Raw genomic sequence first — 12,456 nt, forward strand, 5'->3', positions numbered from 1 at the left:
TCCTCCCGAAAAACTATTTTAAAATATTAGCCGAGATAACCATCTTTTGAACTTCTGAAGTTCCTTCATATATTTCTGTTATCTTGGCATCTCTCATTAATCTTTCTACTGGATATTCCTTAGTATACCCATATCCACCAAAGACTTGAACTGCTTTAGTTGTTACTTCCATAGCAACTTCTGCAGCGAATAACTTAGCTCTTGCAGCATCTAATGAATATGGAAGACGTTGATCCTTTAACCATGCAGCTTTATAAACTAAATGCCTTGCCGCTTCAACCTTAACGTCCATTTCAGCTATATACCATTGTAATCCTTGGAATGCTGAAAGTGGTTTCCCAAATTGCTTTCTTTCCATCAAGTAAGTCTTAGCTTCTTCTAAAGCACCTTCAGCTAATCCTAAAGCTTGAGCTGCTATACCTATTCTTCCTCCATCAAGAGTCTTCATTGCTATCCCAAATCCCTTACCTTCTTGACCAATTAGATTTGATTTAGGAATTATGCAGTTTTCCATGATAAGCTCAGTTGTCGATGAGGCCCTGATACCCATCTTGTTTTCAACCTTACCAATTGAGAATCCAGAGAAGTTTTTTTCAACGATGAATGCTGATATTCCTTTTGTTCCCTTACTTCTATCAGTCATAGCAAAGATTATGAATATCTCAGCAACACCTCCGTTTGTTATGAATATCTTAGATCCATTTAAGATATATCTATCCCCATCTAACACTGCTGTAGTTTGTTGTCCTGAGGCATCCGTACCTGCACCTGATTCAGTTAAACCAAATGCGCCTATTTTTTCTCCTTTTGCTAATGGAGTTAAATATTTTTCTTTTTGAGCTGGAGTGCCAAATTGCTCTATTAATGAAGCGCATAGTGAAGTATGGGCTGAAATTATAACACCATGAGTTCCACAAACTTTTGAAAGTTCTTCTACAGCTAATATATATGAGAGTGTATCGCCCCCAGCCCCTCCATATTGGGATGAAATTGGAATTCCCATCATGCCTAATTTAGCCATTTTCCTTACATTTTTCATAGGAAACTCTTCAGTCTCATCTATTTCACCTGCTATTGGTTTTACTTCACTTATAGCGAATTCTCTAGCCATTTGCCTTACCAGCTCTTGTTCTCTTGTTAATTGAAAATTCATTTACTTCCCTCCTGTCTTCTTATTAGCACCCAACAATCATTAATTGTTGGGCCTCCAATCTTCTTATTATCACTGAACAATTATTAATTATTTAGTCTCCTTATTCTATAAGCTTTTTTCAACGTTTACTAATCAATAATTAAATTATCTATTTTGGAAATTCTTAGTCCTCTTTTCTATGAAGGCTGTCATACCCTCTTTTTGATCAATAGTAGTAAAACACTTCCCAAAATCCTCAACTTCCATCATTATAGCGCTATCTATATCAACTTGAATTCCTCTATCTATAGCATCCTTACATAACTTAACAGCTATTGGAGCATTTTTAGCTATTTTATTTGCCATAGCTTTTGCTTCATCCATTAAATTTTCTAAGGGAACAACCGTATTAACTAATCCTATTTTTAATGCTTCTTCAGCACTTATAATCTCTCCTGTATAAATAAGTTCTTTAGCCTTTCCTAATCCAACTATTCTTGAAAGCCTTTGAGTCCCACCAAATCCTGGAGTTATGCCAAGCCCAACCTCCGGCTGTGCAAATCGTGCTTTTTCACTAGCTATTCTTATATCACAAGCCATTGCAAGTTCACATCCTCCACCTAAAGCAAATCCTGATATTACAGCTATAACTGGTTTATCTAATGTTTCTAATCTTCTGAATACTTTATTGCCTAATACACTAAACTCTCTTGCTTGTTCTTCATTAAGATTTTTCATTTCAGAAATATCAGCACCAGCAACAAATGCTTTTTCACCTGCTCCTCTTAGAATTACAACATATACCTCATTATCAGTTTCAAGTTCAGCTATAATATTATCTAAATCCTTTACAACTTGTGAATTTAATGCATTTAGTGCCTTAGGTCTGTTAATCGTTACAACAGCAATTTTACCTTCTTTTTCAAGAATAACATTTTTTGATTCCATGGTGATAATCCTCCTTTAAAAATGAGATTTATCTTTCAGATAGAATTAGGTGTGAGAAAACTTTATATTGAAGAAGATATATTAAATTAATTGTTAATAATGTAACAAGAATAAAAAAAAATAATTGAAGTAAACTACTTCAATTATGATTATAAAGGTTGGATATTTCTTTTGCAATATAAATAATGTAAAATTTTAACAAACATTATATTACTTCTGGGACTCATTTAAAAGATATACTAATGTTAATAAACTTTCACTTAAATGAACATTTTCAATAATAACATCCTCTGGAGCTACAAGGTCTATTGGTGCAAAGTTCCAAATACCTTTTACCCCTCCTACTATAAGTTCATCACATATCTTCTGAGCATTTACTTTAGGAACGCAAAGAATTCCTATATCTATATGATTTTTGTGTAAAAAAGCACCAAGATTATCTATATCTTGAATTTCTACATCCCTTATTTTCATACCTAAAAGCTTAGGATTTGCATCAAATATTCCAGAAAGTTCAAACCCTAAATTCTTGAAGTTTGAATAATTTGCAATAGCCTGACCTATATTCCCTGCTCCAACTATCACAGCATTATAGTGTTTATCTAATCCAAGTATTGCTCTTATCTCACCGTAAAGTTGTCTAACATTATAACCATAACCCTGCTGCCCAAAGTCTCCAAAGCAGTTTAAATCTTGTCGAATTTGAGAAGCTGTGAATCCTATCTTTTCACTTAATTCTTTTGATGAAATTCTATCTACATCATTTTTTAGAAGCTCTAATAAATATCTATGGTACTTTGGCAATCTTTTTATTACAGCCATAGATATATTTTTCTTTTTATCCACTTATGGCACCTCTTCCATTATAATTTAAGTTCACTTATCTATTTTAACTCAGCATAATCTATTTTTTGTAAGCTACTTAATATATATTATCATACTTCATTATTAATAATCTTTATTTTAACATTGTTTTCTGTTTTTTGCATCATATACGCAATCAAATTTATTTCAAAAATTTTCTGAAAATACACTTCTTTTATTGTTTCTTCTTCATTTACAACTAATCTTCCCATTAGAAAATAATTTAAAATTATTGTTAAAAATGTCACATTATTTTCTTTGTATTTTTTATTAAATAAACATAAAAGGAGAGATTTCTCCCTCCAACATTATTAATTAGTTTTAGCATTTCTAAATTTGTGTAATACAAATGTACAACTTAATACTAATACAAATATTAGAAAGAATATTACTTCTGGTACTTCAACATGGAATAGTTCTAGTAACATCTTAAAACCTATTATTGCAATGAGTATATATGCTCCACTTTCAAGTTCAGGTACTTTATCTATAAGTGCTACAAATACCTTGGCAACACCTCTCATCATAAGTATTCCAAATATTGCACCTAAATATAAAACCCATATTTCACTTGAAACTCCAAATGCAGCCGCAACACTATCTATGGAAAATGCGATATCCATAAGTTCTACTGCTATAACAGTTCCCCATAATGATTTTTCTATAGCTTTAACTTCATTTTCACTATGTTCTTCATCTAAGAAAAAGCCTACAGATAACTCTAATAGATAGCCTGCTGCTATTAACTTTACCCACCATATTTTTATTAAATAAGTTCCAACTCCAATTGCAAGAAATCTAAATATATAAGCTCCCCATATACCATATGTTAAAGCCCTTCTCTGCTCTTTTTCAGGTAAATGTTTCACCATCATAGCTAGTACTAGTGCATTATCAGCGCTAAGTAAACCTTCCATAATAACTAAAGTTATTATAATAGCCCAACTACTGGGGTTTAATAAAGTAGAAATCATAACATCCCATGAGAAAAATTGAGAATAATTATCTAGTATACAATTTATAGAGTTCATTATGTTCCCTCCTGTATTCCTTTTTTGCACTAAATAATTAATAATTATTCAGACTCCTGTATTCCTTTTTTGCACTAAATAATTAATAATTATTCAGACTCCTGTATCCCCTCTTTGCACTAAACAATTATCAATTGTTTAGCCCTTAAGCAAGTTTACTAACAAAGCCTTAAATACCATTAGAATATCCTTATTCAACAGAATTAAACTTCTATTCATTATTATACTTATAAAATTCTCAAGCTATTACACAAGCTTTAGTTAATATAAAAATAAGGCTTATGTATAACGCAACCCTCGTTATACATAAGCCCTACAACTAAATACAAAGCCAATAAAAAATATCAATATGTTGACTCCGTAGCAGTACACAAGTACTGCATGCTACTCCCTACGCCTGAAAGTATTCTCAACAAAAGATATTATATTTAATTATATATTCAATGTCAATAATTTTGTTGAATTTTTTCGATTTTTGTTGTAAATTGTATAGGTCTTTTTCAAAGTATTAAAATTATGATAAACTAATATAAAAAACGTAAGGGAGTAAACATGGAAATAATTAAATTTCTTCAAAGTTTTTCAAATCCTATATTAGATTATTTTTTCTTATTTATAACCAATTTAGGGGGACAAACCTTAGGACTTATTATCTCCCTAATATTCCTGTGGTGTATTGACAAAAGATACGGTTATAAACTTATATTTGCAATTGCTTTTTCATTAGCCGTAAATAACATAATAAAAATACTTATTAACTCTCCCAGACCTATAGGAGTTGAAGGTATAAAAAGTCTTGGTAAAGAAACTGCCACAGGTTCATCCTTTCCATCAGGACATTCTCAAGGAACAGCATCTACTTTTACCTCGCTAATTGTAGAATTTAAAAAAACATGGATTATTATATTATCCATTACAATGATGATTTTAGTACCTCTTTCAAGGCTTTATCTTGGGGTTCACTGGCCGAAAGATGTAATCTTTGGTACTATTTTCGGTATAATTTGTGTATTTATATCAAACCATTTATTTGAATATTGTGAAAGAAATGAAATCGCTTATCCTATGTTTTTTCTTTCTGCGCTATTCATAATATTAGGTATATTTCTAAAAAATAGTGACTACTTTAAATCTATTGGCGCTTTCACTGCAATATGTATAGGATATTTTCTTGAAGATAAATACATAGGCTTTAATCCTCAAGAAGCCCAAATTCAAAAAATATTTAGAATGATTATTGGAACTATAGGTTTCGTGGTAATATATATTTCTTTTAAAATTCTTATGAGCACAAGCTATGCAAGGGATTTTCTTTGCTACTTTTCTCTAGGATTATGGGCAACAGTATTAGCTCCATATATATTTGTAAATGTTAGTTTTAAAGAGCAAACGGCTAAAAAGGAGTTGAATTAAATTCAACTCCTTTTTATTAATTATACATAATAGTAATATTATCTTATATTACTCTATGTCGTTCTTTATCCAGCTCATCATGCTTCTAAGTTCTTTACCTACTTTTTCTATTTCATGTTCTTGTTCCATTCTTCTTACTGCACTGAAGTAAGGTCTGTTTACTGCATTTTCAGTTAACCAGTTTCTAGCAAATGTTCCGTCTTGTATTTCTTTTAAAACTTCTTTCATTGCCTTTTTAGTTTCATCAGTAACTATTCTCTTACCAACTACATAGTCTCCATATTCTGCAGTATCACTGATTGAGTATCTCATAAGGCTCATTCCACCTTGGTATATTAAGTCAACTATTAATTTCATTTCATGAAGACATTCAAAATAAGCGTTTTCTGGTGAATAACCTGCTTCAACAAGAGTTTCAAATCCAGCCTTTATTAACTCAGAAACTCCTCCACAAAGAACCGCTTGTTCTCCAAATAAATCTGTTTCTGTTTCATCCTTAAATGTAGTTTCTAAAACTCCTGATCTAGCTCCACCAACTCCTATTGAATAAGCTAAAGCTAAGTCCTTAGCCTTTCCAGTATAATCTTGATGTATAGCTATTAAACATGGAACACCTGATCCCTCAGTATAAGTTCTTCTAACCATATGTCCTGGTCCCTTTGGTGCAACCATGAAAACATCTACGTTCTTAGGAGGTACTATTTGACAGTAGTGAATATTGAAACCATGAGCAAAAACTAAAGCTTTTCCTTCTGTTAAGTATGGTTCTATATCTTCTTTATATACTTTAGCTTGCTTTTCATCAGGTATTAATATCATTATAACATCACATGCTTGAGCTGCATCCTTAACAGTAGCAACCTTTAATCCTGCTGCTTGAGCTCTTTCCCATGACTTACTTCCATTATATAATGCAACAGTTACATCAACACCGCTTTCATGCAAGTTTAATGCATGTGCATGACCTTGGCTACCATAACCTACAACAGCCACCTTCTTACCTTTTAACAAGTCTAAATTTCCATCTTTTTCATAATACATTTTTACCATTATAAATTCCTCCATTCGTTTATTACTTTTTATTATCAAAGTAATCCATCATTTTATTAACAGCATTTATTAAAGCATTTATGCTTGCTTCCATTACATCTCCTGATAGTGCCTTTCCTACAAACACTTCTCCGGATTCTTCTATCTTAACTGTTACTTCACCTAAAGCGTCCTCTCCATCAGTAACTGAATGAATAGAGTAATCTCTAAGCTTTACTTCTTTTCCTACAGCTTTCTCTACTGCTTTAAAAGCTGATTCTATAGAACCATCTCCTACTGCACTTTCTCTAAGCACTACACCGTCTTTCTCAATTTCAACTGTAGTAGTAGCTATGATTTTGTTTCCTCCAAGAATTTGGAAGGATACAAGCTTGTAGGCTTCCTGAGGTAATGTAACATTATTGCTAACTAAAGCCTCAATATCTCTCCATGTAATTGTCTTCTTTCTATCTGTAAGCTTCTTAAATCTATCAAAGGCTTCTTCTAATGCTTCTTGTTCGAGCACAATTCCATTATCTTTTAAATAACTGGAGAACGCATGTCTTCCAGAGTGCTTTCCAAGAACTATATTATTATTATCTACTTTACCAACAGATTCTGGAGTTATTATCTCATAAGTAGACTTTTCTTTCAATACTCCATCTTGATGTATGCCTGACTCATGAGCAAAAGCATTTTCTCCAACTATAGCCTTGTTTGGTTGAACTACAACTCCACTAAGTGAAGAAACCAGTTTACTAGTTCTCCAAAGACCTGTAGTATTTATATTAGTATACATACCAAGATGATTTTTTCTTGTCTCTATGGCCATAACAATCTCTTCTAAAGATGCATTTCCAGCTCTTTCTCCTAAACCATTTACAGCACATTCAACTTGAGTTGCACCAGCTAATACTCCGCTTAGGGAGTTAGCCACTGCAAGCCCTAAATCATCATGACAATGTACAGAAACATCAACTTTTTCTATTCCTTCAGTATTATTAACTATATACTTTATAAAATCATGATAATCATTAGGAAGAGCATAACCTACAGTATCTGGTATATTTAATACCTTTGCTCCTGCTTTTATTACTTTTCCAAAAAGCTTAACTAAAAATTCAGGGTTACTTCTATATGCATCTTCTGCAGAAAATTCTACATCACTACATAAAGTAGAAGCATATTTAACCATTTCTACTGCTCTTTCAAGTACTTCATCCTCTGTCATATTAAGCTTATATTTTAAATGAATTGGTGAAGTAGCAATGAAGGTGTGTATTCTCGGACTTTGTGCTACTTTTATAGCTTCATAAGCCCTATCAATATCACTTTTTGTAGCTCTACATAAAGCTGCTATAGTTGAATTCCTTATCTCCTTAGCAATAGTGTTAACTCCTTGAAAATCTCCTAAAGAAGCCATTGGAAATCCTGCTTCTATTATATCTACCCCTAAATTTTCTAAGCTTTTAGCAATCATCAGTTTTTCTTTCAAGTTTAGGTTTACCCCTGGAGTTTGTTCACCATCTCTTAAGGTTGTATCAAATATCTTTATTCTTTTCATGCAACAACCTCCGCTACTATTGTTTACTCTTCGCTGATTATTTCACTTATAGGTGCACCAGGTGCTACCATTGGAAATACCTTTTTATCTTTATTAATCATATAATCAATTACTACTGGTACTTTACTTTCAAAGGCTTCTTTAAGAACATCTTCAAGCTGTTCTTCCTCAGTAACCCTAAAGCCTTTTGCACCGTATGCATCAGCTAATTTTACAAAATCTGTGCCTCTATTTAATGTAGTATTAGAAAATCTACCTTCATAAAATAATGTTTGCCATTGTCTAACCATTCCCAAGCATCCATTATTTAAAATTATTACTATTACAGGAGCCTGATTAAATACAGCCGTTCCAAGCTCTATAGCATTCATGGAAAAACTTCCATCTCCAGCTATATTTATTACCTTTTTATCTGGCATAGCAAGTTTTGCACCAATTGATGCACCTAATCCATATCCCATTGTTCCTAATCCGCCAGAAGTTAGTAAGGTTCGTGGTTTCATAAACTTATAATTAATCGCAGTCCACATTTGATGCTGACCTACTTCAGTTGAAATAATTGCATCTCCTTGAGTAAGCTCATTAAGTTTATTAAACAAAAACTCTGGAGTAAGATCATATGTCTCATGGTTTTTAGGAGCTTTTAAAGCCTTAAATTCCTTTAACTTCCCTATCCACTCTTCATTTTTGTTCTCTTTTACCAATGGAAGTAATCTTTCTAAAGTAGAGTTAACATCACCTACAATATAAGCATCGGCCTTAATATTCTTATTAATTTCTGCAGCATCTACATCTATTTGAATTATCTTAGCATTTTTTATATGATTTTTACTGCTTACAACTCTATCAGAAAATCTAGATCCTATTGCAATAATTAAATCAGATTTTGTAGCTAATAGATTTGATGCTTTTGTTCCATGCATGCCTATCATTCCAGTATAAAGCTCATGGTCTCCTGGAAAAGATCCTATTCCCATTAATGAAGTTGCTACAGGTGCATTTATTTTTTCAGCTAAATTTTTTAAAGCTTCAGAAGCGCCAGCGCTTATTATACCTCCACCTGCATATATAAGTGGTCTTTTACTTTCATTTATAAAAGTAGCTAGATTCTCAAGAGCTTTTTCAGTAATATATTTTGTATTTGCCTCAACTTTTAAAGCTTCCTTATGCTCAAATTCAGCCATTTTTGCTGTGATATCTTTTGGTATATCTATGAGCACCGGACCAGGTCTTCCTTCTTTTGCTATGTAGAAAGCCTTTCTTATTGTATCTTGAAGTTCTTTAACATCTCTAACTATAAAGTTATGCTTAGTGATAGGCATTGTAATCCCAACAATGTCAACCTCCTGAAAGCTATCTCTTCCAAGTAAAGGAGTAGTTACATTTCCTGTTATAGCAACCATAGGAATTGAATCCATATAGGCTGTAGCTATACCTGTAACTAAGTTGGTTGCGCCTGGTCCTGAAGTTGCAATACAAACCCCAACTTTTCCTGTTGCCCTAGCATAACCATCTGCAGCATGAGCTGCTCCTTGTTCATGACAAGTTAATACATGTCGTAATCTATCTTCATATTTATATAAAGTATCATAAATATTTAATACTGACCCACCAGGATACCCAAAAATAATATCAACACCTTCATCAAGTAAAGTGTTTACTAATATTTCTGAACCATTTAATAACATAAAGGCACCTCCTATTTAAAAATCGCTCCACTACTTGCTGAACTAACTAGCTTAGCATAACGACTTAAATATCCATCTTTAACTTTAGGCTCTGGTGCTTTCCAAGCTTTTCTTCTTGTGTCTAATTCCTCTTCACTAACCTTTAGTTCAAGCTTACCATTAGGGATGTTTATAGATATTAAATCACCTTCTTGAACAAGTGCTATATTTCCACATTCAGCTGCTTCTGGTGATACGTGACCTATAGCAGCACCTCTAGTAGCACCAGAGAATCTTCCATCAGTAATTAATGCTACATATTTGTCTAATCCCATACCAGCTAAAGCTGAAGTTGGAGAAAGCATTTCTCTCATTCCAGGACCACCTTTAGGGCCCTCATATCTAATAACAACTACATCTCCCTTATTTATGTTTCCACTAAGAATAGCTTCTATTGAATCCTCTTCACAATCAAAAACTCTTGCTGGTCCTTCATGAACCATCATTTCTTCCACTACTGCTGAACGCTTAACCACAGCACCATCTATAGCTAAGTTTCCTTTTAGTATAGCTATACCCCCAGTTGTGCTATATGGATTTTCTATAGGAGTTATAACTTCTGTATTTGTTTCCTTAACACTCTCTATTAACTCTCCTTGAGTTTTTCCTGAAACTGTTACACAACTTAAATTTAAAAGATCCTTTTTAGTAAGTTCCTTCATAACTCTTTGTACGCCACCTGCCCAATAAAGATCTTCAATATGATGATCTCCTGCTGGTGAAAGTCTACAAAGGTTTGGTGTTTTGTCACTTATCTCATTAATCATATCTAAATTCAAATCAATCTTCGCTTCGTTAGCTATAGCTGTAAGATGTAGAACGCTGTTTGAAGAACATCCTAAAGCCATATCAACAGTTAAGGCATTTGTTATACTTTCCTTATTAACAATATCTCTTGGTTTTATATCTTTTTTCACAAGATCCATAACCTTCATTCCTGCTTCTTTAGCTAATCTTATTCTTTTTGAATAAACAGCAGGTATTGTTCCATTCCCTGGTAATGCAAGACCTAAAACTTCACTTAAACAGTTCATTGAGTTTGCAGTAAACATTCCAGAACAAGAACCACAAGTTGGACAGGCGTTTTCTTCTAATTCCTCTAATTCTTCCATAGTCATATCCCCTGCTCTGTAGGCTCCAACCCCCTCAAATACAGTTGATAAACTAACATCCTTACCATTAAATTTTCCTGCAAGCATTGGTCCACCACTAACTACTATTGCAGGGATATTAAGTCTTAAAGCTCCCATCATAACTCCTGGTACTATTTTGTCACAGTTTGGTATAAGGACTAATCCATCAAAGCCGTGAGCTTTAACCATACACTCAATGGAATCAGCAATTAACTCTCTAGTAGCTAATGAATACTTCATCCCCTCATGTCCCATAGCTATACCATCACAAACACCTATTACAGGGAATGCTAGTGGAGTTCCACCAGCTAAAAGAACTCCCTTTTTAACACCTTCTACAATCTTATCTAGATGTACGTGACCTGGAATTATTTCATTATGGGAAGTTACGATACCTATTAACGGTCTTTCAAGTTCCGCGTTTGTAAGACCTGCTGCCTTAAATAATGATCTATGAGGAGCTTTTTCTACTCCCTTTTTAACAACATCACTTCTCATAATTTTTCCCCCTGTTTTTTTATTTTCTCATTGCTGAAACTACTAAGTCTCCCATTTCTTTTGTGCCAACGAGCTTCATTCCATTACTCATTATGTCACCTGTTCTATATCCATCCTCTAATACCTTTGATACTGCATCTTCTATATCTTTAGCTTCCTTATCAAGATTAAAGCTGTATCTAAGCATCATTGCCGCAGAAAGGATTGTTGCTAATGGATTAGCTATACCCTTTCCAGCTATATCTGGTGCACTTCCGTGTGCTGGCTCATACATTCCTATATTTCCTTCTCCTATACTAGCTGAAGGAAGCATACCTATTGAACCAGTAACCATTGAAGCTTCATCAGATAGAATATCACCAAATATATTGCTTGTTACTAAGACATCGAACTGTCTTGGGTTCTTAACAATCTGCATTGCTGCATTATCAATATATAAATGATCTAATGTTACATCTGAATAATCCTTAGCTACTTCTTCAACTACAGTTCTCCATAATCTTGAACTCTCTAGTACATTTGCCTTATCTACGCTTGTAACTTTTTTATTTCTTTTTCTAGCTATTTCAAAAGCATTCTTTGCTATTCTTCTTACTTCAGATACTGAATACTTTTCAGTATCATAAGCTACTTGCTCACCATTTTCTTCACTTCTTCCTCTTTCACCGAAATATATTCCTCCTGTTAACTCTCTAACAACACAGAAATCTATTCCATCCCCAATAATTTCATCCTTTAAAGGAGAAGCATTTCTTAATGGAGCATAAAGTAATGCTGGTCTTAAGTTACAATATAACCCAAGAGCTCCTCTTAATCCTAAAAGGGCTTGTTCTGGTCTTACCTTTCCATTAGGATTATCCCATTTTGGTCCTCCTACAGCTCCAAGTAAAACAGCATCGCTATTTTTACATATCTCTATAGTTTCTTCTGGTAATGGTATGCCATATTCATCTATAGCACATCCTCCAGCTAATACAAATTTATATTCAAATTTATGATTATACTTTTCTTTAACTACATCTAATACCTTTAAAGTTTCATCAATTATTTCCGGTCCTATTCCATCACCTTTTATAACCGCTACTTTAAACATTATTTTATGCCCCCTTTTATTCAT

Annotated in this window: 10 protein-coding genes; 1 reads left to right on the plus strand and 9 read right to left on the minus strand. The window is 33.2% G+C overall.

The annotated features are described in order from the left end of the window. Window positions 1-13: 13 nt before the first annotated feature. From CPJCM30710_RS05700 to CPJCM30710_RS05715, 4 genes are all read right to left on the minus strand, one after another. On the minus strand, window positions 14-1,153 hold the full coding sequence (locus CPJCM30710_RS05700; protein WP_212903217.1) for an acyl-CoA dehydrogenase: 1,140 nt from the start codon (window positions 1,151-1,153) through the stop codon (window positions 14-16). Between the two features lie 144 nt (window positions 1,154-1,297). After that, complete coding sequence (locus tag CPJCM30710_RS05705) at window positions 1,298-2,080, minus strand: short-chain-enoyl-CoA hydratase (protein WP_212903218.1); 783 nt, start codon at window positions 2,078-2,080, stop codon at window positions 1,298-1,300. A 210-nt stretch (window positions 2,081-2,290) separates the two neighbouring features. Then, window positions 2,291-2,926, minus strand: coding sequence for a redox-sensing transcriptional repressor Rex (locus tag CPJCM30710_RS05710; RefSeq protein ID WP_212903219.1), 636 nt, complete (start codon window positions 2,924-2,926; stop codon window positions 2,291-2,293). Between the two features lie 329 nt (window positions 2,927-3,255). Continuing rightward, window positions 3,256-3,975, minus strand: a complete 720-nt coding sequence (locus CPJCM30710_RS05715) for a TerC family protein (RefSeq protein WP_212903220.1) — start codon at window positions 3,973-3,975, stop codon at window positions 3,256-3,258. Between the two features lie 552 nt (window positions 3,976-4,527). On the opposite strand from CPJCM30710_RS05715, the gene CPJCM30710_RS05720 reads away from it, so the two are divergent. Further along, window positions 4,528-5,388, plus strand: a complete 861-nt coding sequence (locus CPJCM30710_RS05720) for a phosphatase PAP2 family protein (RefSeq protein ID WP_212903221.1) — start codon at window positions 4,528-4,530, stop codon at window positions 5,386-5,388. Window positions 5,389-5,436: 48 nt separating this feature from the next. Here CPJCM30710_RS05720 and ilvC read toward each other — a convergent pair whose 3' ends face one another. Genes ilvC through leuB form a run of 5 tightly spaced genes read right to left on the minus strand, consistent with a single transcriptional unit; the run spans window position 5,437 to window position 12,435 of the window. Continuing rightward, window positions 5,437-6,438 (minus strand): ketol-acid reductoisomerase, encoded by a 1,002-nt coding sequence (gene ilvC, locus CPJCM30710_RS05725; RefSeq protein ID WP_212903222.1) that lies wholly within the window; start codon window positions 6,436-6,438, stop codon window positions 5,437-5,439. Between the two features lie 22 nt (window positions 6,439-6,460). Then, window positions 6,461-7,981: a 2-isopropylmalate synthase gene (locus CPJCM30710_RS05730; protein WP_212903223.1), complete on the minus strand. Its 1,521-nt coding sequence runs from the start codon at window positions 7,979-7,981 to the stop codon at window positions 6,461-6,463. A 23-nt stretch (window positions 7,982-8,004) separates the two neighbouring features. Beyond that, window positions 8,005-9,669: a biosynthetic-type acetolactate synthase large subunit gene (gene ilvB, locus CPJCM30710_RS05735; RefSeq protein WP_212903224.1), complete on the minus strand. Its 1,665-nt coding sequence runs from the start codon at window positions 9,667-9,669 to the stop codon at window positions 8,005-8,007. Between the two features lie 11 nt (window positions 9,670-9,680). Continuing rightward, window positions 9,681-11,339, minus strand: coding sequence for a dihydroxy-acid dehydratase (ilvD, locus tag CPJCM30710_RS05740; RefSeq protein ID WP_212903225.1), 1,659 nt, complete (start codon window positions 11,337-11,339; stop codon window positions 9,681-9,683). Between the two features lie 19 nt (window positions 11,340-11,358). Further along, window positions 11,359-12,435 (minus strand): 3-isopropylmalate dehydrogenase, encoded by a 1,077-nt coding sequence (gene leuB, locus CPJCM30710_RS05745; RefSeq protein WP_212903310.1) that lies wholly within the window; start codon window positions 12,433-12,435, stop codon window positions 11,359-11,361. Window positions 12,436-12,456: the final 21 nt, after the last annotated feature.

This window comes from Clostridium polyendosporum, from assembly GCF_018332455.1.
GTDB lineage: Bacteria > Bacillota > Clostridia > Clostridiales > Clostridiaceae > Clostridium_AY > Clostridium_AY polyendosporum.